Annotated in this window: 22 protein-coding genes and 1 pseudogene; 13 read left to right on the plus strand and 10 right to left on the minus strand. The window is 71.0% G+C overall.

Going from position 1 to position 21,900, the window contains the following annotated elements; genetic code table 11:
• The first annotated feature begins 149 nt into the window (after positions 1–149).
• The gene (locus tag ACIBTS_RS03370) at positions 150–725 is read left to right on the plus strand and encodes a TetR/AcrR family transcriptional regulator (protein ID WP_399316219.1); all 576 of its coding nucleotides are present in this window, start codon (positions 150–152) and stop codon (positions 723–725) included.
• A 60-nt stretch (positions 726–785) separates the two neighbouring features.
• Here ACIBTS_RS03370 and ACIBTS_RS03375 read toward each other — a convergent pair.
• Positions 786–1,055: pseudogene (locus ACIBTS_RS03375) on the minus strand (molybdopterin cofactor-binding domain-containing protein); the annotation flags it as partial.
• 155 nt (positions 1,056–1,210) lie between these two features.
• Positions 1,211–2,005, minus strand: a complete 795-nt coding sequence (locus tag ACIBTS_RS03380) for a maleylpyruvate isomerase family mycothiol-dependent enzyme (protein WP_399316221.1) — start codon at positions 2,003–2,005, stop codon at positions 1,211–1,213.
• Between the two features lie 171 nt (positions 2,006–2,176).
• Between ACIBTS_RS03380 and ACIBTS_RS03385 the strand changes: the two genes are divergently transcribed.
• From ACIBTS_RS03385 to ACIBTS_RS03415, 7 genes are all read left to right on the plus strand, one after another.
• Positions 2,177–3,250 carry a Rieske 2Fe-2S domain-containing protein gene (locus tag ACIBTS_RS03385; protein ID WP_399316224.1) on the plus strand — a complete coding sequence of 358 codons (1,074 nt, stop codon included), beginning with the start codon at positions 2,177–2,179 and terminating at the stop codon, positions 3,248–3,250.
• Complete coding sequence (locus tag ACIBTS_RS03390; protein WP_319671217.1) at positions 3,247–3,420, plus strand: hypothetical protein; 174 nt, start codon at positions 3,247–3,249, stop codon at positions 3,418–3,420. Before ACIBTS_RS03385 ends, ACIBTS_RS03390 begins: the two co-directional genes overlap by 4 nt.
• Positions 3,417–4,355 (plus strand): PDR/VanB family oxidoreductase, encoded by a 939-nt coding sequence (locus ACIBTS_RS03395; RefSeq protein WP_399316226.1) that lies wholly within the window; start codon positions 3,417–3,419, stop codon positions 4,353–4,355. The genes ACIBTS_RS03390 and ACIBTS_RS03395 overlap by 4 nt, the downstream gene beginning before the upstream one ends.
• A 164-nt stretch (positions 4,356–4,519) precedes the next feature.
• The gene (locus ACIBTS_RS03400) at positions 4,520–5,488 is read left to right on the plus strand and encodes an ABC transporter substrate-binding protein (protein ID WP_399316228.1); all 969 of its coding nucleotides are present in this window, start codon (positions 4,520–4,522) and stop codon (positions 5,486–5,488) included.
• Complete coding sequence (locus ACIBTS_RS03405) at positions 5,485–6,258, plus strand: ABC transporter permease (protein ID WP_399316230.1); 774 nt, start codon at positions 5,485–5,487, stop codon at positions 6,256–6,258. Before ACIBTS_RS03400 ends, ACIBTS_RS03405 begins: the two co-directional genes overlap by 4 nt.
• Positions 6,255–7,034: an ABC transporter permease gene (locus tag ACIBTS_RS03410; protein WP_399316232.1), complete on the plus strand. Its 780-nt coding sequence runs from the start codon at positions 6,255–6,257 to the stop codon at positions 7,032–7,034. The genes ACIBTS_RS03405 and ACIBTS_RS03410 overlap by 4 nt, the downstream gene beginning before the upstream one ends.
• A gap of 20 nt (positions 7,035–7,054) precedes the next feature.
• On the plus strand, positions 7,055–7,834 hold the full coding sequence (locus ACIBTS_RS03415; protein WP_399316234.1) for an ABC transporter ATP-binding protein: 780 nt from the start codon (positions 7,055–7,057) through the stop codon (positions 7,832–7,834).
• 102 nt (positions 7,835–7,936) lie between these two features.
• Here ACIBTS_RS03415 and ACIBTS_RS03420 read toward each other — a convergent pair whose 3' ends face one another.
• A complete protein-coding gene (locus ACIBTS_RS03420; RefSeq protein ID WP_399316236.1) occupies positions 7,937–8,605 on the minus strand; it encodes a hypothetical protein in 669 nt (222 codons plus the stop codon).
• A gap of 229 nt (positions 8,606–8,834) precedes the next feature.
• Here ACIBTS_RS03420 and ACIBTS_RS03425 point away from each other — a divergent pair, with 229 nt between their 5' ends.
• Entirely contained in the window at positions 8,835–9,488 is a 654-nt protein-coding gene (locus ACIBTS_RS03425) for a helix-turn-helix domain-containing protein (RefSeq protein ID WP_399316238.1), read from the plus strand.
• A gap of 32 nt (positions 9,489–9,520) precedes the next feature.
• The gene (locus ACIBTS_RS03430) at positions 9,521–10,051 is read left to right on the plus strand and encodes a toxin-antitoxin system, toxin component (RefSeq protein ID WP_399316611.1); all 531 of its coding nucleotides are present in this window, start codon (positions 9,521–9,523) and stop codon (positions 10,049–10,051) included.
• A 17-nt stretch (positions 10,052–10,068) separates the two neighbouring features.
• Here the strand turns inward: ACIBTS_RS03430 and ACIBTS_RS03435 are convergent, their stop codons facing one another.
• Positions 10,069–11,100: an alpha/beta fold hydrolase gene (locus ACIBTS_RS03435; protein WP_399316240.1), complete on the minus strand. Its 1,032-nt coding sequence runs from the start codon at positions 11,098–11,100 to the stop codon at positions 10,069–10,071.
• A 243-nt stretch (positions 11,101–11,343) separates the two neighbouring features.
• Between ACIBTS_RS03435 and ACIBTS_RS03440 the strand changes: the two genes are divergently transcribed.
• On the plus strand, positions 11,344–11,604 hold the full coding sequence (locus tag ACIBTS_RS03440; protein ID WP_399316242.1) for a hypothetical protein: 261 nt from the start codon (positions 11,344–11,346) through the stop codon (positions 11,602–11,604).
• A 32-nt stretch (positions 11,605–11,636) separates the two neighbouring features.
• Here ACIBTS_RS03440 and ACIBTS_RS03445 read toward each other — a convergent pair whose 3' ends face one another.
• Positions 11,637–12,329: a 4'-phosphopantetheinyl transferase gene (locus ACIBTS_RS03445; protein ID WP_399316244.1), complete on the minus strand. Its 693-nt coding sequence runs from the start codon at positions 12,327–12,329 to the stop codon at positions 11,637–11,639.
• Entirely contained in the window at positions 12,326–13,186 is an 861-nt protein-coding gene (locus ACIBTS_RS03450) for a metallophosphoesterase family protein (RefSeq protein ID WP_399316246.1), read from the minus strand. The genes ACIBTS_RS03445 and ACIBTS_RS03450 overlap by 4 nt, the downstream gene beginning before the upstream one ends.
• A 352-nt stretch (positions 13,187–13,538) precedes the next feature.
• On the opposite strand from ACIBTS_RS03450, the gene ACIBTS_RS03455 reads away from it, so the two are divergent.
• Both ACIBTS_RS03455 and ACIBTS_RS03460 read left to right on the plus strand, forming a co-directional pair.
• Positions 13,539–14,675 (plus strand): ATP-grasp domain-containing protein, encoded by a 1,137-nt coding sequence (locus ACIBTS_RS03455; protein WP_399316248.1) that lies wholly within the window; start codon positions 13,539–13,541, stop codon positions 14,673–14,675.
• A gap of 13 nt (positions 14,676–14,688) precedes the next feature.
• The gene (locus tag ACIBTS_RS03460) at positions 14,689–14,880 is read left to right on the plus strand and encodes a hypothetical protein (RefSeq protein WP_399316648.1); all 192 of its coding nucleotides are present in this window, start codon (positions 14,689–14,691) and stop codon (positions 14,878–14,880) included.
• A 326-nt stretch (positions 14,881–15,206) separates the two neighbouring features.
• Here ACIBTS_RS03460 and ACIBTS_RS03465 read toward each other — a convergent pair whose 3' ends face one another.
• The 4 genes from ACIBTS_RS03465 to ACIBTS_RS03480 form a co-directional block, all read right to left on the minus strand.
• Complete coding sequence (locus ACIBTS_RS03465) at positions 15,207–16,457, minus strand: alpha-L-fucosidase (RefSeq protein ID WP_399316250.1); 1,251 nt, start codon at positions 16,455–16,457, stop codon at positions 15,207–15,209.
• A 106-nt stretch (positions 16,458–16,563) separates the two neighbouring features.
• A complete protein-coding gene (locus ACIBTS_RS03470) occupies positions 16,564–19,629 on the minus strand; it encodes an alpha-mannosidase (RefSeq protein ID WP_399316252.1) in 3,066 nt (1,021 codons plus the stop codon).
• 103 nt (positions 19,630–19,732) lie between these two features.
• A complete protein-coding gene (locus tag ACIBTS_RS03475) occupies positions 19,733–21,070 on the minus strand; it encodes a 6-phospho-beta-glucosidase (protein ID WP_399316254.1) in 1,338 nt (445 codons plus the stop codon).
• The gene (locus ACIBTS_RS03480) at positions 21,067–21,831 is read right to left on the minus strand and encodes a DeoR/GlpR family DNA-binding transcription regulator (protein ID WP_079658341.1); all 765 of its coding nucleotides are present in this window, start codon (positions 21,829–21,831) and stop codon (positions 21,067–21,069) included. Before ACIBTS_RS03480 ends, ACIBTS_RS03475 begins: the two co-directional genes overlap by 4 nt.
• Positions 21,832–21,900 lie beyond the last annotated feature (69 nt).

The raw sequence follows: 21,900 nt of genomic DNA on the forward strand, positions 1-21,900 counted from the left end.
ACACCCCCTGGCGAACCCCAACTGCCCTCGTCGATCACCCGGAAGTTGCCCCACCAGACCGGTGCCGGCTCACGTAGTGGACTACAGTCCGCTTAGCAAGTGACTCATCGGGCTCAGGGTGTGGACCCAGGAGGAGAGGGAGTGGGGTTTTGAGGAACGACGGGCCTCAGCGGTCCGACGCGCAGCGCAACCGGGAGCGCATTCTGGAGGTGGCGCTGGTCGAGCTGTCGCGTTCGTCCGACGCGCCGCTGAGTCTGATCGCCAGAAAGGCGGGGGTGGGGCAGGGCACGTTCTACCGCAACTTCCCCAATCGTGAGGCGCTCGTCCTGGAGGCGCACCGGCATGAGGTGCAGTCGCTCACCGAGGGCGCGACCGAGCTGCTCAAGACCAAGGCGCCCGATCAGGCGCTGCGCGAGTGGATGGACAGCCTGGCCCGCTTCGCCGTCGCCAAGGCGGGACTCGCCGAGGCCATGCGCCAGACCATCGGCACGTCGACCGCCTCAAAACAGCCGGGGTATGCGTTGGTGGTCGCGGCGATCGAAGCGCTGCTCGAGGCCAACCACGAGGCCGGCACCATCCGCCCCGGCGTGACCGCCGACGACTTCATCCTGGCCATCGCCGGCATCTGGCAGATCGACATCCACGGCGACTGGCACGACCAGGCGACCCGGCTCCTGGACCTGATCATGGATGGCCTGCGCGCGGGCGCTCCCGGGCGGGGCTGACGGCCGAGGAGGCGATATCGGGAGGACCGGGCGGTGCGGCGCCGCACCGCGCCCGCGCATGAAGACCGTGTTGGCGATGGCGGGCGCCACTCCGACGAGGACGATCTCACCGAGCCCCTTGACGCCGATCGGGTCCGCTTCGTAGTCCTGCCCGTCGACGAAGATCGCCTTCAGATCAGCGGGAATGTCGGCGTTGACCGGCACGAGGTAGTCGGCGAGGTTGGCGTTGACGACGCGGCCGTCGCGGTGGTCGGTGACCGTGTGCTCGAGGAGGGCCTGGCCGATGCCGCCGATCATGGCCCCGAGGGCCTGGCTGTCGGCGAGCTTCGGGCGCTGCACCTGGTCGTCGCTCAGAGGGACGGGCGTCCCACGGCGCAACGAGTGCTCGCCGAAGGCGCCGCTGGACGAGGCGCCTCGGCGTTCCTCTGCGGACCGCCCGCCCTGATCCACACGTTCACCCGGGATCTCAGGGCGATCGTGCTGTCTCAGAACCCGGGGAAGACGCGCCGTAGGTCGTCCAGGGTCAGCGCACCCCCCGTCAGGCTCACGCTCGTGGGCGTGTACGCGGGCGCGTGGCGGCCCGTAGTGAGCCGCAGCCACCACTCGGCGGGCGCGCTCAGCACGGCATCGGGCTCGGCAGGCTGGGCACCGAGTGAAACCGCCTCACCGAGGTCGAGCCCGAAGGACCTGTCCGGCGCGGTGGTTCGTATCGTGAGGCGGAGCGGACGCCCGTCCACGGCGTCGGCCTTCCCGAGGCGGCCGATGAGCAGAGCGGCCTGGTCGAGCAGCAGCCCGGTCGCGTCCGACGCCAGGACGGCCGCCGGATCGAAGGCGGCCTCGACGTCCCAGGTGTGGAACGTGAACTCGCTGAGCCGCAGGCCCGCCACCGTGGCCACATCCACGGGCGTCGGCAGGAAGCCGAGGTTGATCCGCAGATCCTCGCGCGTGTGCGCGTCGAGTCCTTCGTAGCGGGTCACCAGCGCCTCGTTGGCGGGCAGGAAACTCTCGGCCCGCTCGCCCGGGGACATCGCGTCCCAGCGCGCCCACACCGACTTGTTGAAGTCCGCGCCCTTGGGGCCGGTGCCGTCCAGAGCGCCTTCGAGGACGGCCAGGGCGATCTCCGCACCGCTGCCCAGGTGGCTGAGCACCTGGGACACGTCCCACTCCGCCGCCCCGGATCCCTTGGTGAGGTCGGCGGCGCCGAGGCCCCGTACCAGGGAGGCGAGATGCTCGTGCCCGCTGCGCAGGGCGACGATGATCCGGTCTGCACGTTCAGTCATGAGCGTCTCCAAAGTGATGGGCGGTTTTCAAGGGTCGTATGTGCTCATACTCCACCTCGAACGCGAGGTGATCACAGCCAGGCACTCTTCCGTGACACGGAAGCCGTATTGCGCCCCCGTGCAGCCCGTCACGACGATGTCGCCACGACCCAAAGACGGGAGCCAGCCGCCATGCCGCACACCACCGCCTTCGCCAGGAACCAGTGGTACGTCGCCGCCTACAGCCACGAGGTCGGGCGTGAGGAGTTGCTCGGCCGGACGATCCTCGGTGAGCCGCTCGTCTTCTACCGGACCGAGGATGAGGGCACCCCGGTCGCACTGGCCGACCGCTGTGTGCACCGCCGGTTCCCGCTGCACGAGAAGCCGAGCCGGCTGGACGGCGACCGGATCGTGTGCGGCTATCACGGCTTCACGTACGACACGACCGGTACCTGTGTGTACGTGCCCGGCCAGAAGCGCGTGCCGCGCACCGCCCGGGTCGCCTCCTACCCGGTCGTCGAGCAGGACTCCCTGGTGTGGGTCTGGATCGGCGACCCGGCGCTCGCCGACCCGCAGACCATCCCGCGCGCCCGCCATCTCGACGCCCCCGGCTGGACGACCGTGCGGGGCATGGAGCCCATCGACGCGGACTACGGGCTCCTCGTCGACAACCTCCTCGACCTGTCGCACGAAACGTATCTGCACGGCGGCTACATCGGCACCCCCGAGGTCGCCGAGACGCCGATCACCACCGAGGTCGACGAGGGTGCCGGCATCGTACGGGTCAGCCGGCACATGGACGACGCCGAGTGCCCCCCGTTCTACGCCAGGTCGACCGGCATCGAGGGCCGGATAACCCGCTGGCAGGACATCGAGTACCACGCGCCCTGTCTGTACCTGCTGCACAGCCGCATCGCGCCGGTGGGCGTCCTGCCCGAGGCGGACGGCAGCGACCCGAACGGCTTCCACACCGAGATCACGTACGCGATCACACCGTCCGGGGACGGCAAGGTGTACGACTTCTGGATGGTCTCGCGGGACTGGGCGACGGACGACGACGAGGTCACCGAGTTCCTGCGCGGCAACAACCACACGGTGGTCATGCAGGATGTCGACGCGCTCAACCTCCTGCAGCGGACGCTCGGTTCGGAGCGGGCCGGGTACCAGGAACTGAGCATCAACATCGACACCGGCGGCCTCGCCGCCCGCCGAATCCTCGCCCGGCTGGTCGAGGAGGGCGACAAGCCCGTGGAGAAGGTCCTGTGAGCACCGGCGCCACCGGCGAGATCTACCGCATCGACTGGCTGCCGGGCACCGACGTCCTGCACGGCACCTGTCACTGCGGAGCCGAGCACGCCTCGCAGGACCCGATCGAGATGTGGGAGTGGATGCTCGCCCACCCCGAAGGACACGAGCCACAAGGAAAAGCGTCATGAGCGACGTGTACGAGGCGGAACTCGTGGTCGACCAGCGGGAGTTCGCGGCCGACGGCGTGCTCGCCCTCACCCTGCGCCACCCCCTGGGCGAGGCGCTCCCGGCCTGGGAGCCTGGCGCCCACGTCGACGTGGTGCTCGGGTCGGGCCTGGAGCGGCAGTACTCGCTGTGCGGCGATCCGGGAGACCGTCACGCCTGGCGGATCGCGGTGCTGCGGGAGCCGGACGGGCGGGGTGGATCCGCCTATGTGCACGAGCAGTTGGGGCAGGGCGACAAGGTACGGGTGCGCGGCCCCCGTAACCACTTCGCCCTGCGCACGGCCGCGCGGTACCGCTTCATCGCGGGCGGGATCGGCATCACGCCGGTCCTGCCGATGCTGGCGGCGGCCGAGGCGGCGGGCGCCGAGTGGACGCTCCTGTACGGCGGCCGCTCCCGTAACTCCATGGCGTTCACCGGGGAGTTGGCCCGCTACGGCGACCGGGTCACCGTCGCCCCGCAGGACGAGACCGGGCTGCTGGACCTCGGTTCGGTGCTGGACGCGCTGCCCGAGGGCACCCTGGTCTACTGCTGCGGTCCCGGTCCGCTGCTGGACGCGGTGGAGGAGCGCTGCCCGTCCGGCGCGCTGCACGTCGAGAGGTTCCAGGCGAAGGAGCAACCGGCGGGCCAGGACGGTGAGTTCGAGGTCGAGCTCGCGCAGAGCGGCCGTACGCTGACCGTCGCGCCGGGCGTCTCCGTCCTGGACACCGTGCGCGCCGCGGGCGTCGAGGTGCTCTTCTCCTGTACCGAGGGCACCTGTGGCACCTGCGAGACCGAGGTGCTGGAGGGCACGCCGGAGCACCGCGACTCCGTGCTCACGGCCGAGGAGCGCGAGGCCGGGGAGACGATGATGATCTGCGTGTCGCGGTGTCTCGGGAAGAAGCTCGTCCTCGACCTCTGACCACCCGGGCGGCCGGCCCCGAACCGAGTGTCAACGATTTCGTCAGCCATACCCCTTGACCCCGCCGGACGGCGCGATCTCCGTTCCCTGCACGCCAGTTGGGCACTACTGTGCGGGGTGCGCACAGCCTGTCGGAACACCGTTGTCTCTGTACAGGGGGAGCCATGCGTCGTCTGTTCGCCGGTCTCGCGGCCGGTGCCCTACTGCTCGCCACCGCTGCCTGCGGCTCGTCCGACGACTCCGGGGCGTCCGGCGGGGGTTCGTCCGGCGGCGCCACGACCGTCGAAGTCGGCCTCATCCCCATCGTCGACGTGGCGCCCGTCTACCTGGGCGTGCGGCGGGGCTTCTACGAGAAGCACGGCCTGAAGCTGTCGATCACCACCGCCCAGGGCGGGGCGGCGATCGTGCCGGCGGTCGTCAGCGGCCAGTACCAGTTCGGCTTCAGCAATGTCACGTCCTTGATGGTCGCCCAGTCCAACAGCGTGCCGGTGAAGGCCGTTTCGAACGGAATCGCCTCAACGGGTTTACAGGGCAAGGACTTCAACGCCCTCATGGTGAAGAAGGGCAGCGCCATCACGTCGCCGAAGGACCTTCAGGGCAAGCAGGTCGCCATCAACACCCTGAAGAACATCAACGAGACGGCGGTGCGCGAGTCGGTCCGCAAGGCGGGCGGTGACCCGGACAGGGTGAAGTTCGTCGAGCTCGCCTTCGACCAGATGCCCGCCGCCCTCGACCAGGGGCAGGTCGACGCCGTGAGTGTGGTCGAGCCGGCGACCGCGACCGTCAGGAGCCAGGGCGGCGTGGAGATCGCCTCGCCCCTGGTCGATGTCGCGCCGAACCTCACCGTCGCCCTGTACTTCACCTCCCAGCAGTATCTGCGGAAGAACCCGGAGGTGGTGAAGAAGTTCCAGGAGGCCACCGCGGAGTCGCTCGCCTACGCCGAGGCTCATCCGGACGAGGTCCGCCAGATCATCACGACGTACACAAAGATCCCGGCGTCGGTGCTGGCCCGGGTCACCCTGCCGAAGTGGCCCGCCGCGGCGAACCGCTCCTCCATCGAGGCGTTGCAGAAGCTGGGCGAGCAGGACAAGCTCTTCAAGTCGACCCCGGACCTGGACAAGCTGCTGCCGTGAGGGGCGAGAACGTCGCACTCGGTGCGGCCGGACTCGCGGCCTTCCTCGCCCTGGGTGAGGCGGTGCCGCGGTTCGGTCTGGTCAAGGAGGCCTACTTCCCGCCCACGAGCCGCATCGCCGGCGCGCTCGGCGACGAACTCGCCGACACCGCCTTCTGGACGGCGCTCGGCGACACCCTCACCGGCTGGGCCCTGGGCCTGACCCTCGCGGTGGGCGCCGGGATCGTCGTGGGTGTGCTCCTGTCGGTCGTCCCCCATCTTCGCGAGGCGACGGCATCGACGATCGAGTTCCTGCGTCCGATCCCGTCGGTCGCGCTGATCCCCCTCGCCGTGCTGCTGTACGGCACCGAACTGCGCTCGGTCCTCCTGCTGGTGGTGTACGCGTCCTTCTGGCAAGTACTGATCCAGGTCCTGTACGGCGTCCAGGACGTCGACCCGGTCGCCGAGGAGACCGCCCGCTCCTACGGGCTCGGCGCCTGGGCGCGGGTCCGGCACGTGCTGTGGCCGACCGCGCTGCCGTACGTCATGACGGGCGTGCGCCTCGCCGCGGCCGTCGCGCTGATCCTCGCCATCACCGCCGAACTGGTCATCGGCGCACCGGGGTTGGGGGCGCGTATCGCGGTGGCGCAGACCTCGCAGGCGGTGCCCGAGATGTACGCGCTGATCGTCGTCACGGGCGTGCTGGGGCTGTTGATCAACGTGGGCGCGCGGACGGTGGAACGGTGGGCGCTGGCCTGGCACCAGTCGGTGCGCGGGGAGGTGGCGGTGTGAGGCGCGTCCTGCTGGGGCTGGTGTTCACGCTCGCTCTTCCGGCCGCGCTGGTCGCGGTGTGGTGGGTGGCGTCCGACGGCAGCACCAACGTGTACTGGCCGCCCCTGCGCACGATCCTGAAGGCCTTCCCGGACGTGTGGACCGCCGAGCGGCTGCGCAGCGACGTCCGGCCGAGCGTGCTGCGGCTGGTGAGCGGTTACGCGACGGCGGCCGTCGTGGGGATCGCGCTGGGCACCGTCATCGGCTCGTACCGGCGGGTGCGAGCGCTGTGCGAGCCGGTCCTGGAGTTCCTGCGGGCGGTGCCGCCGCCCGTCCTGGTGCCGGTCATCATGCTGTTCGCGGGCATCGGGGACACCATGAAGATCGTCGTCATCGCGAGCGGCTGCGTGTGGCCGGTGCTGCTGAACACGGTCGAGGGCGTCCGGGCGGTGGATCCGGTGATGGCGCAGACGGCGCGGTCGTACGGCATCACGGGGGTCGCCCGGCTGCGCAGTGTGGTGCTGCGGTCGGCGAGCCCGCAGATCTTCGCGGGCCTGCGCCAGGCGCTGTCGATCGGGATCATTCTGATGGTCATCAGTGAGATGTTCGCCGCGAGCAACGGGCTCGGCTTCACCATCGTGCAGTTCCAACGGGGGTTCGCCATCTCCGACATGTGGACCGGGATCCTGGTGCTCGGTCTGCTGGGCTTCCTCCTGTCGGTCCTCTTCCGGGTCGTCGAGCGCCGGGCGCTGGGCTGGTACCACGGTCTGCGCGCAACCACCCGGCGGTCCCGGTGACCCTCGCGAAAGGGCGGTCCATGCACGCTGCTCTGGTCGTGTCCGGCCTGCGGAAGGTCTACGAGGGGTCCGGGCGCTGGGTCGAGGCGGTGCGCGACCTGACCTTCACGGTCGAGGCGGGCGAACTCGTCTGCCTCGTCGGCCCGTCGGGCTGCGGCAAGACGACCCTGCTGAAGTGCGTGGGCGGCCTGCTGACGCCCACCTCCGGCGAAGTCCTCCTGGACGGGCGCAGGGTGACCGGTCCGCCGCCCGGTACGGCGTTCGTGTTCCAGGAATACGGGCGGAGCCTCTTCCCCTGGATGCGGGTGGGAGACAACGTCGAACTGCCCTTGAAGCAAAAGAAGTTGGACAAGGGTCGGCGCAGAAGGCTGGTCGCCGACGCCCTGGAGTCGGTCGGGCTGGCGGACGCCTCCTCCGCGTATCCGTGGCAGTTGTCGGGCGGCATGCAGCAACGGGTGGCGATCGCCCGGGCACTCGCCTACGAGCCCCGGGTCCTGCTGATGGACGAGCCGTTCGCGGCGGTGGACGCGCAGACCCGCGCCGACCTGGAGGACCTGGTGCGGGGGCTGTGGCGGGAGCGCGGGATCACGGTCCTGTTCGTCACCCACGACATCGACGAGGCCGTCTACCTCGGCGAGCGGGTCGTCGTCCTGTCCGCGTCCCCCACGGTCGTCCAGGAGCAGCTGGAGGTCGATCTGCCGCCGGAGCGCGACCAGTTGCACACCCGGGTGGCTCCGCGTTTCGCCGAACTACGGACCCACGTGTACCAACAGATCCAGGCAGCCAAGCGTGGGGTGTGACGGTCGCCGGGCGAGCCCGGCCGGGCCGACCAGGGCGCCGTCGGCGACCTGAACGCCGACGGTGCCCGGTCGGCCTCGGGGTCGCTCGGGCCTCGGAGGCGCTCAGGCCTCGGGGGGCGGGACCACGCTGAGATGGCTCGCCGTGCGGCGCGCGGGGCGCGTCCTGCGCGGTACGAACGCCGGACGGGTGTCGCGCAGCACCATCGTCAGCCGTGTGTACCCCATGTCCTGGAGCGTCCTCGGGGTGTCGCCGATGATGCGGCACTCGGTGGCGCCCCAGCGCGGGTCGGGGTGCAGGAGGGGACGGACGGTCCCGTCGTGCTCGACGGCCTCCGCGCCGACCGCGCGGATCCAGTGCGGCAGGCCCTGCCGGTAGGCGGCCTCCATGATCGGGTCCGCGGCGATCTCGCGGCGGATCGCCTGCAGCACATGGTCGTGGCCCTGCCGCTCCACCGCCGCCGCGAAACAGGCGAGCATCGGCAGGCACCAGCGGGCCTCGTGATCGCCGAGAACCGAGGAAGCGTCCGGATGAAAAAGGACGAAACGCATGAAGTTGTCACCCGGCAGGGCCGTCGGATGCGGGCCCACGTCCCGGAAAAGTGACGCGAAAGCGGCGTTGGACTGCAGCACGTCCCAGCGGTGGTCGAGGACGACGGACGGGAAGGGGACGGCCTCCAGGTATGCGGCGTAGTCCTGCAGATACGCCCGGGCCTCGGGACTCTCGGGGACGGGCCGCGGCACGGACCGCTGCTCTCCTGCCTGATGCGCCATCGGGAGGTCACCCCTCTTGCCTATGCGGCCTTCACGCGGCGCCCCGATCCTGCTGCCCCGACGCGAGGCATGTCAACTATCGTGGCATTCCGTGCTCGTTGACGGCTGAAATTGGCCACAGTTGTGGCGAGACCTGGATGTGAGTTCGAAAGACCGGTTACTCTCCACGCAGTTCAGGCGACCGTCCATGCCTGTGTGAGGGACGTGAGAGACCTTAGGAGACCTGTCGGTGGCGGAGGATGGCTTCGAGGTTCCGGGCGCCACGGCGACGGTGCTGCTGTCGGCCGTCGTCGCCCGTGTCGCCGCGCTCGCCGACCGGCTCGGCGTGCCGCACGCGGAGGTCTTCGGCACCGGGCGGCTGTCCGTCGCCTCCGGTGTCCCGGAGTCCGTGGTCAAGGCCCTGCTGAGCGGCCGGCCCGCCGGTGAGCCCGATGTGCAGGCCCGCTTCCTGCAACGTCTGGACCTGCTGCGCCGCACGCGGCTCAAGCCGAACGGCCGCAAGTACACCCAGCAGGAGATCGCCGACGGCGCCGGCATGTCGCGCCAGCAGGCGGGCGCCCTCATCAACGGCGACCGGCGCCCCACGATGGAGCACTGCGACGCCCTCCAGCGCTTCTTCCGCGTGCACGCCGGATTCCTCACGGCCGAGGACCCGGAGGCGCTCGCGGGGGCCCTGCAGCACATCGAGCAGGAGCTGCTGCAGAAGCTCGCCGCACGCGAGGCGGCCGCGGCCGTAGTGGACCCGCTGGAGCGGCTGTTGCAGGACCACGGCGTGCGCGGGATCGCGTGGCGGGCCGCCCAGCTGCCCACCGACCAGCACCGCGACAAGGTCGCCGAGTGGCTGGACATGCTCCTGGAGAGCGTGAAGCGGCCCGAGTCGTGATCCGGGGGAGAACTGTGAGCATCGCCAAGGAAATGCGCCGCCTCAGCGGCGAACTGGTCGCGGAACTGACCCTCTCGGCACCGGCCGCGCCGGCCGAACTGTACATGGCTCTGTGCGACGGGATGAGCAGACGGCGTGGCCGCCCCGTCCATTTCCGCATGGCCGCCTTCCCCGCCGACACGGCCAGCGGGCTGTGGCTCGACATGGCCGACCAGGACCTCGTCGTCATCGAGGAACGCACCGCGCCCGAGCACCAGTTGGTGATCCTGGGCCATGAGCTGTGGCACATGAAGGCGGGCCACTGCAGTCACCACGTCGAGGGCGCCGCGGTCGCGGCCCGTTTACTCACCGACGGGGCGGACCTCCAGGCGACGGTCCGCAGTGTCGCCGCCCGCACCCGCTTCGACCTGGCCGACGAGAAGCAGGCGGAGAGCTTCGGCCTGCTGCTGGCGAGCAAGTGCCGTACATGGCTGGCCGGTTCGTCGCTCCGCGGTCGCGGCCAGCGGGACCACCTGGCGGGCCGCATCGAGGCGTCGCTGGGGTATCGGGGCCCGCAGAACTGAGACCCCGCACGGCGCGCTCAGGTCGCGCTGCGCTCGCCGGCCTCCCGCACGGCGCGTGCGGTGCCGTCCGCCCGGCCCGTCGCCCCTGCCGCGGGGCGGCCCTCGCGCAGAAGTGCCCGCCAGCGTTCGCGGCTCCAGTCGGCCGTGGCCGTGGTGCGGATGAACTCCTCGACGAGCGCCCGGAATCGGGCGGGGTCGCTGTGGAACGGGAAGTGACCGGCCCCCTCGAAGATCTCCAGCCGGCTGCCCGGCATCGCCTCGTGGGCGCCGTACGCGTGCCGCACCGGCACCACGCTGTCCCGGTCTCCCCACAGCAGCATCGTCGGCATCCCGGCCGTCAGATAGCAGCGGTCGAGCATGGTCACGACCTGACCGCGCCAGTCGACGACCGCGCGCAGGGTGCGGATGAAGGCGCTGCGCGACGTCTCGTCCGGCAGCGCGTCGACGAGGTGGAGCAAGTCGGGTGCGTCCTGGCCGAGATCGGTGTCCAGCAGCTTCATCAACCGTATGACCAGGCCGACTTGAAGTCTGGCACCGGGCAACCGCAGTGCGGAGAGCGCCAGATGGACGCCCGGCAGCGAGACCAGCCGTAGCGCGGGGTTGACCTCCCGGCCGACTCCGCCCGCGCTGACGAGAACCAGCCGTTCGGTGCGCTCGGGGAACTGGTAGGCGAACTGCATCGCCACTCCCCCGCCGAGCGAGTGCCCCACCAGGGTCGCCGACTCGACGCCGAGCGTGCTGAGCAGATCGCGCAGCCCGTTGGCGTACGCGGCCACCGAGTAGTCGGCGCGCGGTTTGTCGGAGGCGCCGTGACCGAGGAGGTCGGGGGCGATGACGGTGTGGTTGCGGGCGAGGTCGGGGATCAGCCCGGCCCAGGTCTTTGAGGAGTCGCCGATGCCGTGGATGAGGACCAGCGCCGGGCCCTCGCCGGCCATCCGGAAGGCGCGCCGGTAGCCGTGCACGACCCGGTACTGCAACTCCAGCTCCGCGTCGCCCACCGGGCGCAGTCGGGCGGCGCGTGCGGGGCGCCGCCGGGGGACGTCGACCATCCGCTCGCCTCCCTCGGTCTTTGGGCCGTCGGCGGTCCGCCGAAAGCCGTTCACACCAGCGTAGGACCACTTTCCGTCAGGGGATTTCGAGGAGGTTTCGCCTCCGCTAAGCGGGCGAACCGTGCCCGGGCGAAGCCGGATTGTCAGTGGTGGGCGGCAAGCTGGAAGGTGCGCCGCCGCACGGGGGCGTACGCGCCGTCAGGGGCGCGGGGGAGACGACGCCGACACGGGGAGAGCCGACCGATGCCCACAGCTGTACTGACCGACCGCGAGCGCACCGCCGTACAGGCCTACCTGCGGCTGCTGCACACCGTACGCGCCGCCTTCGGCGACGAGGGGAGTGGCGAGGGCGTCGGCGCCTCGGGCCGGGCGCACGACCGGCTGCCGCCGATGGTGCCGCCCGCCGTCCTGGCCGAGGCGGAGCAGGCTCTGGCGGACGCGGGTCTGGCGGGCAACGAGGAGGAGTTCTTCCGGCTGCTGCACAGCTGGTACCCCGGCCCGTGACCGCCCGCACCTGATCCGGCGCGGGCGGTGCCTCAGGTGTGCCGGACGGTGATCGCCGTGGCCACCAGCCCCCGCTGCACGGTCCAGCGGCCGTCGAAGTGCCCGAGCCGGTGGCCGCCGACCATCGGTCCGGGCACCAGCAGCCTGGCCCGGAAGGCCCCGTACGAGCGGGCCGCGGGGCCGACGGGGGTGAGGTCGATGTCGGCCTCGCCGAAGTCGAGCCACTTACCGGTGAGGGGGAACCACGCCTTGTAGACGGACTCCTTGGCGCTGAACAGGAGCCGGTCCCAGTGCACCTCGGGGCGGTCCGCGGCCAGCCTGCCGAGCCGCCCCGCCTCCGCGGGCAGGGCGACGGCGGACAGGACGCCCTCGGGGAGGGGCGCGTGGGGTTCGGCGTCGATGCCGACGGAGGCCAGATCACCGGCGCGGACCAGGGCGGCGGCGCAGTAGCCCTCGCAGTGGGTCATGCTGCCCCGCAGACCCTGCGGCCACTGCGGGGCGCCGCGCTCGCCCGGCAGCAGGGGCTGTGGGGGCACGCCGAGCTTCTCCATGGCGCGCCGCGCGCAGGAGCGTACGACGGTGAACTCGCGGCGGCGTTTGTCGACCGCCCGCACCATCAGCGCCTCCTCCTGCGGGTACAGCGGCGCGTCCCCGAACTCTCGGACGCCCTCCTCCCCGAAGGCCTCCACCGCCACCACCGACGCCGGCAACAGTTCGTCGATCACTTGGCCTCGGCCTCCCGGGGCAGGATGCGCCGCAGCCGGCCCGGGGGCAGCGGCCGCTTGCGCCATTCGCGGGGGTAGCCCACCGACACCTCCTCGAAGCGGACGCCCTCGTGCCAGGTGGTCCGCGGTATGTGGAGGTGGCCGTAGACCATGGTCTCGATCCGGAACCGGCGGTGCCAGTCGGCGGTCAGCCCGGTTCCGCACCACATGGCGAACTCGGGGTACCACAGGACGTCCATCGGGTGCCGGTGCAGGGGGTAGTGGTTGACGGGGACGACGGGCAGGTCGTCGGGGATCTCGGCGAGCCGCCGTTCGGTCTCGGCGACGCGGGCCCGGCACCAGGCCTCACGGCTCGGGTAGGGATCGGGGTGCAGCAGGTACTCGTCGTTGCAGACGACGCCGGTGCTGTGCGCGTAGGCCAGCCCCTCCTCCTTGGTCGTACAGCCGGCCGGGAGGAAGGAGTAGTCGTACAGCAGGAACAGCGGTGCGACGGCCACCGGACCGCCGGGGCCCTCCCACACCGGGTAGGGGTCCTCGGGGGTCGTCACCCCCAGGTCGCGGCAGACCTCGACGAGGTGTTCGTAGCGGGCGACGCCGCGCAGGGTGACCGGGTCGCTGGGGTGGGTCCACAGCTCGTGGTTGCCGGGCGCCCAGACGACCTTGCGGAAGCGGCTCGCAAGCGTCTTCAGCGTCCAGCGGATGTCGGCCACGTTCTCCGAGACGTCGCCGGCGACGAGTAACCAGTCCTCGTCCGACTCCGGGGCCATGGCCTCGACCAGGGCCCGGTTCTCCGGATATCCGATGTGCAGATCGCTGATGGCCAGCAGTTGTCCGGCGCCACCGGCCGTCGACGTCACCTTCCGCCCCCGCTCACTAGTCCACGCTCCGTATGCTCACGAACACACCAGTGCCACCACGAGAACACATTCACGCGTGGCGGACAAGGTCGAATCGGGTCGCCCTCGGGGCCGGCACCCGGCTCCACCTGCGCCGCAGCGCGCCTGTACACCGAACGAGCGCCCCACGTGAGCAAGATCGGAAAATCCGTAACACGCGTGTTGCACGCCGCACCCCTCGGAAGCCGTATGATCGCCCCAACACCACCGCCATGGACGTCCCTTCACGCAGGGCGGTTTGGTGACCCACCATTCCCCCTGCCCGGGCCGGGCTTGCTTCGCCCTGCCCGCGAACCGTGAAAGGCGGCCTCGCATGGTCTCTCGCGTACGCGTCTGGCTCAACCGCACGTACGCGGAGAACGTGTTCTTCACGGATCAGCTGCGACGAAATCCCAGCGACCGGGCCGTGGAGATCCACGCCACGCACGGTGACGCCGACTCCCCCGTCCTGGCCGCCGCCGACACCGCCGAGCTGGAGCCGGAGGGCCTCTCCCCCGCCGCGTACGTCGAGTACGCGCTCGCCCAGTGCAAGCGCCGGAGCATCGACGTGTTCGTGCCCCGGCTGCACCAGGAGGCGATCGTCGCGCACCGCGCCGACTTCGAGGCGGCCGGCACCGCGCTGCTCGCGCCGCCGCCGGAGGCCGTCGCCGTCTTCCACGACAAGGTGATCGCGTACGAGGCCGTACAGGCGATCGGGGTCCCCGTGCCGCCATGGTTCCGGGTCCGCACGGCCGACGAACTCGTCGCCGCCGTCGCGGAGTTGGAGGAGGCCGGACACAAGGCGTGCTTCAAGCCCGCGTCCGGCGCGGGCGGGGTGGGCTTCCGGGTGATCACGCACGCCCCCTTCTCGCTCACACACCTCAGCGGGTTCCCGAGCCCGTACGTCCAACTGGACATGGTGGTCGAGGCGTTGAGGCGGGCGGAGGAGCCGGTCGACTGGCTGGTCATGCCGCGCCTGGAGCAGCCGGAGGTGTCCGTGGACTGCCTCACGGGCCCCGACAACGTCCTGCGGATGGCCATCGGCCGGACGAAGAACGGCCGCCGCCGGGGCTTCACGCTGCACGAGCAGTGGCTGGAGCCGGCGCGGCTCATCGCCGAGGGCTTCGGGCTGCACTACCTGTCCAACATCCAGTTCCGGATGTTCGGCGACCGGCCGGTGCTGATGGACGTCAACACCCGTCCGGCCGGCGGACTGCACCAGCTGTCCCTGTGCGGCGTCAACGCGCCTTGGGCGGCAGTGCAGTTGGCGCTCGGCGAGGACCCGGGCGAGATCGTGCCGCCGTTCCTGGGGCAGGACTACACGGTGGTGTCGGGTCCGCGGCAGCTCCGCGCGGTGTCGCTGCCGCATCAGCGGGTCGAGGACACCGAGCCGTCGCTGCCGGCCGTGCCCGCGCCCGCCGACCCCGTCGAGGTTGCCCCCGCGAGCGCGGTGCAGGCACTGCCGCTTTAGCCCGTCGGCCCGGGTGCGGCACGGTTGGGTTGATCGCGCGGTTGTTCTCGCCCCCTGGAGCAACAGCCACCACATCGCGCGGCTCGCCTACTGGGCCGTCAACCGCGACCGGCCCTGCCCGGGCGGGGGCGTGGTGAGCAACTGCTCCGGCATCAGCCAGAGCACCTGGCAGTTCACCGCCATCACGGCCGGCTTCACTGGCTGAGCCCCTCGGAGGCGAAACGAAAGTCCCCCTGATTCCGGCCCGGGGGACTTTCTTTCGCGGAAGGTGTATCAGGACCCGGGGTGGCTGCTCTTAAGGGTGATGGGCCCTACGGGGGGGAGCTTGGGGGAAGCGCCGGGGCCCGGCGGGGAAGCACAGGGATCGACGGGGGAAGCACGGGAATCGACGGGGGATTCCCGGGGGAACGGGGGATCGGGTCGGTCGGCCGCTGTCACGGGGAGCGACCGACCGACCCGAACGTATGTCCCCTCTCCCCGCTTCGTCTCTCCCTCTGGTTCGTCTCTCCCCTGGTTCGCCTCGCGGCCTTCTCAGAAGCGTCCCGAGCCCCGGTACAGCTCCAGTTCGCCCTCCAGTTCCACCGCGAGCACCGTGGCGTGCGGGTCGAGGTCGGACCCCGCCGGGGGGTCGATCCACAGCACGCCGACGGCCTCGTGCAGCCCGCCGACCACGCGGTTGGCCAGTTCCGTTCCGGTGCCGAGCACTGTGACCCTGCGGACCGGCGTGACCAGACCCCGCACACCGATCTCGGAGCGCGGGATGTCGAACAGCGTGAGGTAGAGCGTGCGACGGTCGGCGGACAGGGTGCTCGGCCCGTAGTGGTGCCCGGCCGGGAGCCCCCGCACCGTCCCGTACACGGCCTCCGCGTGTTTGCGGATCCACTCCCCCAGCCCTTCGAGGCGCTCGACCTGCGGCTGCGGGATGGTGCCGTCCTCCATCGGGCCGACGTCGAGCAGCAGATTGCCGCCGCCCCCGATGGTCTCCGTGAAGTAGCGGACCAGTTGGGTGAGCGACTTGTGGTTCTGGTCGTGGTGCCGGTACCCCCACGAGTCGTTGATGGTGAGGCACAACTCCCAGGGCCCCGGCGGGGGTTCGATGGGCGCGCCCTGTTCGGGGGTGGCGTAGTCGCCCTCGCTGAGCATGCGGGCGTTGAAGACGACGTCCGGGGAGTACGAGCGGATCAGCGCGGCGAGTTCCTTGATGCGCCACTGCTCCTCGCTGCGGTCCCACTCGCCGTCGAACCACATGAGGTCGGGCCGGTAGCGGGAGGCCAACTCCGTGATCTGGCCGTCCCGGTAGGCGATGAACCGCTCCCAGGCCACCAGGTCCTCGTCCTCGGCCGAGCACTCCGAGTAGCGGTTGTCCTCCAGCTCCGGCGGGCGGCCCGGCTTGCGGGTGGTGGCGTAGTCGGGGTGGTTCCAGTCGGAGTGCGAGTAGTACAGGCCGACCTTGAGGCCCTTCTCGCGCAGGGCGTCGGCGAAGCCGGTGAGGTAGTCGCGGCCCAGGTCGAGGTTGCCGTAGGCGGTGTCCCACAGGGCGACGCCGTCGTGGTGGCGGCTGGTCAGGACGGCGTACCCGGCGCCCGCCCGGGCGAACAGGTCGGCCCAGGCGCGCGGGTCGTAGCGGGCGCCGGTGAAGCGGTCGAGCTGGGACATGTACTGGTCGTGCGGCACGATGTCGTCGTAGAACGACCAGGACTCCTGGACGCCGTCGACGGCGTAGATCCCCCAGTGGACGAAGATCCCCAACTTGGCGTCGGTGAACCAGGGTTGCATGGTCACGGATGAACTCCTCCGCAGGGCAGGGCACTTCGGGGGCGGGGGGCGGGCGCGCGGTGTGGCGTGACGCCTGGTGCGGTTCGCGGGCCCGCCCCCCGAGGGGCCGTTGCTAACGGCCGGTGGCAGCGCGTTCCAGACGGAGCGTCAGGATCTGGAAGGGGCGCAGGACGACGTCGACGGCGCCGTCGGCACCGAGGGGCGCCGGCTCCAGGGGCCGCTCCAGCAGGTCGGTGAGCTGCGCGCCCGCGAGCGGGAAGCCCGTGCGCAGGGCGCCGGTGGCCCGGCCGCCGCGGGACTCGTAGAGCCGGACGACGACGTCACCGGACTCGTCGTCGGCGAGCTTCACCGCCTCGACGGTGATGCCGTCGCCGGCCACCGAGACGACCGGCTCGGGCGCGCCCGCCGCGTCCGCCACGCGCAGCGGAAGGTTGAGGGCGTAGCCCTCGGCGACCGCGTCCTCGATGCTCGCGCCGGGCAGCAGCGCGTAGGTGAAGCGGTGCCGGCCCTGGTCGGCCTCGGGGTCGGGCACGCGCGGGGCGCGGACCAGGCTCAGGGCGACCGTGGTCGTCGTAACACCGTCCTCGCGGACCGTGCGTGAGACGTCGTGGCCGTAGGTCGAGTCGTTGATGACCGCGACGCCGTAGCCGGGCTCGCCGATGTGCACCCAGCGGTGGCCGGAGACCTCGAACCGGGCCGCCTCCCAGCTGGTGTTGGTGTGGGTGGGGCGCTGGATGTGGCCGAACTGGATCTCCGCGGAGGAGTGCGCCGCCCGGACGTCGACCGGGAAGACCGCCTTGAGGATCTTCTCCGCCTCGTGCCAGTCGATGTCGGTCTCGAAGTCGATGCGAGGGCTGCCGGCGCGCAGGGTGATCGTCTGGGTGATGGTCGAGCCCTTGCCGAAGGAGCGGGTGACCCGGATCGCGCCGACGAGCGGGTCCTCCTCCACGACCGTCACCGCGTCCGGCTCCAGCAGGTCGGTGTAGCGGTTCTTGTAGTGCTTGTCGATGTCCCAGGCGTCCCAGTAGTTGGGGAGGTCGGTGTGCAGGCGAAGCAGATTGCCCGGGTCGGCGAGAACTTCGCGGTTCGAGCGCAGGTCGTAGACGGAGGACAGGGTGCCGTCTTCCGCGACCTGTACCCGGACCAGGCCGTTGTCGAGGATGCGTCCGGAGACCGTCACGGGCTGCGGGAGCTCGGCGGCGGCCGGGTCGGCCAGCGGCGCGCTGCCGCTCGCGGGCACCTCGACGTACGCCGGTGCGCCCTCGGGCGTGCGGACCACCTCGGCGCGGGCGTACGGGCTGGTGTTGAAGACACGGGCGTCGCCACCGCCCAGTGCGGCCACCGCCTGCGCCGTCAGCGCCTCCAGTTCCTCGGCGACACGCGCGTATTCGGCCTCCGCCTCGCGGTGCACCCAGGCGATCGAGGAGCCCGGCAGGATGTCGTGGAACTGGTGCAGCAGGACCGTCTTCCACAGCCGGTCGAGCTTGTCGTACGGGTAGGCGTACCCCGGCGCGTGCAGTGCGGCCGTCGTCGCCCAGAGCTCCGCCTCGCGCAGCTTGTGTTCGCTGCGCCGGTTGCCCTGCTTGGTGCGGGCCTGGGTGGTGTAGGTGGCGCGATGCAGCTCCAGGTAGAGCTCGCCGACCCAGACCGGCGCGTCCGGGTACTCGGCGCGGGCCTTGGCGAAGAACTCGTCGGGGTGTTCGACGACGACCTTCGGCGACCCTTCCAGGTCGGCCAGCCTGCGCGCCCGCTCCATGATCTCGCGGGTGGGGCCGCCACCGCCGTCGCCCCAGCCGAAGGGGGCCAGGGAGCGCGAACCGCCGCCCTTCTCCGCGTAGTTGCGCACGGCGCGGTCCATCTCCTCGCCGCTGAACCGGGCGTTGTAGGTGTCGATCGGCGGGAAGTGCGTGAAGATGCGGGTGCCGTCGATGCCCTCCCACCAGAAGGTGTGGTGGGGGAACTTGTTGGTCTGGTTCCAGGAGATCTTCTGGGTGAGGAACCACTCGTTGCCGGCGAGCTTGGCGAGCTGCGGGTAGGCGGCGTTGTAGCCGAAGGAGTCCGGCAGCCAGACGCCCTTGGTCTCGATGCCGAAGTGCTCGATGAAGAACCGCTTGCCGTGCACGAGTTGGCGGGCGATGGCCTCGCCGCCGGGCAGGTTGCCGTCGGACTCGACCCACATGCCGCCGACCGGCGCCCACTGCCCCTTCTTCACCGACTCCTGGATCCGCGCCCACACCTGCGGGTAGTTGTCGCGCACCCACTCGTACTGCTGGGCCTGCGAGCAGGCGAAGATGAAGTCGTCGTACTCCTCGGCGAGCGAGGTGACGTTGGAGAAGGTGCGGGAGGTCTTGCGCTTCGTCTCGCGGATCGGCCACAGCCAGGCGGAGTCGATGTGCGCGTGGCCGACGCCGGAGATGGTGTGGGCGCTGGCGTGCGCGGGGCGGGCCAGGACGGGGGCGAGGACCTCGCGGACGGCGGCGGCGGTGCCGGAGATGTCGTCCAGGTCGAGGGCGTCCATGGCGCGGTCCAGGGCGTGCATGATCTCGTGGCGGCGCGGCTCGTGCTCGCCGAGGTGGACCATGAGCTCGCGCAGCACCTGGAGGTCGAGGTCGAGGTGCCAGACCTGCTCGTCGAGGACGGCGATGTCGGCGCGGCGGAAGGTGTAGAGGGGACGGTCGCCCGCCGTCAGCACATCGCCCAGCGGGGTCGGGCCGGCGAAGTCGTTCGCCAGGATGTCCGGGTTGGAGGCCGCCTCCACCAGGTAGTCGATGCTCTCCCCGCCCGTCGCCGGGTTGCCGATCGGCACGTACTGGTTGAGCGGGTTGACCGCCTTCAGCGGGGTTCCGTCGGTGCGGTGGACGAGGGCCTCGGCCTGGTTGCCGGGCCAGTCGCCCACGAAGCCGAGGTCGATGACGGCCTCGACGCGCTTGCCGGCCCACTCGGCGGGCACCTGGCCGCGCATCCGGAACCAGGTGGTGCCCCAGGGCGGGCCCCAGGGGGTGTCCATCGCGAAGGGCTGGTAGGCGGCGGCCGCGGCCTCGGCGAAGGGGACCGGCTCCCCCGGCGCCTGCCAGGCCTCGACCTCGAAGGGCACGGTGGCCGCGTAGATCGCGGGCTTGATGCGCTGGTTGTGGACGCGCTCGACGCGCTCCTCGATGCGGCGGCGTTCGTCATGCATGGGGAATCTCCAGAGAGGGACCACGGAGGGCGGGGAAGGCGGGGAGGCCCGGGGCCGGGGGTTGGGCGGATCGAGAGGCGGGAAAGCGCTTTCCGTCGGGCGCCTACTTAAGGTACGCCAGCCCGGGGTGGACGTCGGTGTAGCCCTCGACCAGCCGGCGGGCCACGTTCACCGAGTCCACCAGCGGGTGCAGCGCGAACGCCTTCACGGCCGTCGTGCGCGAGCCGGACTCGGCGGCGGCGAGCACCTCGCGCTCGACGCCCTTCACCGCGCAGACCAGGCCGGTGGCGTGCTCGGGCAGCGGGGCCACGGCGACCGGGTGCGCGCCGTTGGCGTCGACGAGGCAGGGCACCTCGATGACGGCGTCGGTGTCGAGCACCGAGAGGGTGCCCTGGTTGCGGACGTTGAGGATCAGGGTCGTGCGCTCGTCCCGGGCGATGGCCCGCATCAGGGCGAGGGCGACCTTCTCGTAGCCGCCGGAGAGGTCGTCGGCGTCGCGTTCGCCGGCGCCGGCCGTCTCCCGGTTCTCGGCCATGTAGGTGGCCTCGCGCTCGGCGCGGGTGCGGTCCCAGGTGGTCAGGGCCGCCGCGTCGGGGCGCTTCATCTCCTCGTAGAAGCGGGCCTGCTGGTCGGCGAGGAAGGCGCCGCGGGTCTTGACGGCCTGCTGGTAGGCGCGGACTGCTTCCCGGTTGAAGTAGTAGTAGTGCAGGTACTCGTTGGGGATCGCGCCGAGGGACTGCAGCCAGTCGACGCCGAAGAGCTTGCCCTCCTCGAAGGAGCCGAGCAGGTCGGGGTCGGCGAGCAGCCGGGGGAGTTCGTCGCGTCCGGCGACGCGCAGGCCGCGGACCCAGCCGAGGTGGTTGAGACCGACGTAGTCGATCCACGCCTCCTTCGGGTCCGCGCCGAGGACGCGGGCGATCCGGCGGCCGAGGCCGACCGGGGAGTCACAGATGCCGATGACGCGATCGCCGAGGTGACGGGACATGGCCTCGGTGACCAGGCCGGCCGGGTTGGTGAAGTTGATGACCCACGCGTCGGGGGCCAGGCGGGCCACCCGCCGGGCGATGTCGACGGCGACGGGGACCGTGCGCAGGCCGTAGGCGATGCCGCCGGCGCCGACCGTCTCCTGGCCGAGGACACCCTCGGCGAGAGCCACCCGCTCGTCGTGGGCGCGGCCTTCGAGGCCGCCGACGCGGATCGCGGAGAAGACGAAGTCGGCGCCGCGCAGCGCCTCGTCGAGGTCGGTGGTGGCGGTCACCTTCGGGGCGTCGGGGACGCGGGCCGCCTGCTCCTGAAGCACCTTGGCGACCGCATACAGCCGGCTGTCGTCCAGATCGTGCAGGACGACCTCCGTGACCCGCCCCTCGGCGCGGTCCGTCAGCAGCGCCCCGTACACGAGCGGCACCCGGAACCCGCCGCCGCCCAGAATCGTCAGTTTCACCCTCGCACCTTTCCTGCCACGACCACCTCGACGCCCGCCTCCTCCAAGGAGGACCGGGTCACCGGGTCGACCGGCGTGTCCGTCACCACCACGTCCAGGTCCTCGGGACCGCAGACCTTCGCCATGCCCGTACCCGGGAACTTCGCCGAGTCGGCGAGCAGGACGACCTTGTCACCGGCCTTGATCATGGCCCGTTTCACCGGCACCTCGACGACCGTCGTGTCCATCACCTGCCCGGCCGGGCGCACTCCACTGGTGCCGAGGAAGAGCCAGTCGGCGTGCAGCTGGCGCAGGTTGTCCTCGGTGAGGAAGCCGACCAGGGAGCGGTACTCGCGGCGGACCATGCCGCCGAGCAGCACCAGTTCGATGCCCTCGTCGTCGGCGAGCTCCTCGTAGACCACCAGGTTGGAGGTGATCACCGTCAAGCGGCGGCCGTGCAGCTGGCGGGCCAGGCGATAGGCGGTGGTGCCGATGTCGAGGAGCACCGACTGGCCGTCCGCGACCATCGCCGCGGCGTGCGCGGCTATCGTGTCCTTCTCGGCCACGCGCACCTCGGCGACCTCGGCGAAGGGCTGGTCGCCCTCCTCCGCGACGGCGCCGCCGTGCACCCGGGTGAGCAGGCCGTCCTCCTCGAGTTTGACCAGGTCACGCCTGATCGTGGCGGGGCTCACACCCAGTTGCTCGGAGAGGTCGGTCACGGCCGCGGGACCGCCGGAGCGCAGGGCCCGCAGGATGAGTTGATGTCGTCGTTCTGCCAGCACGACGTGAACACTACTCGTCATCTTCAATCAAATCCATGCTCAGTTCTGCTGAGGTATTGACCAATCTCG

It is taken from the genome of Streptomyces sp. NPDC050121, assembly GCF_044460385.1.
Taxonomy (GTDB): domain Bacteria; phylum Actinomycetota; class Actinomycetes; order Streptomycetales; family Streptomycetaceae; genus Streptomyces; species Streptomyces soliscabiei.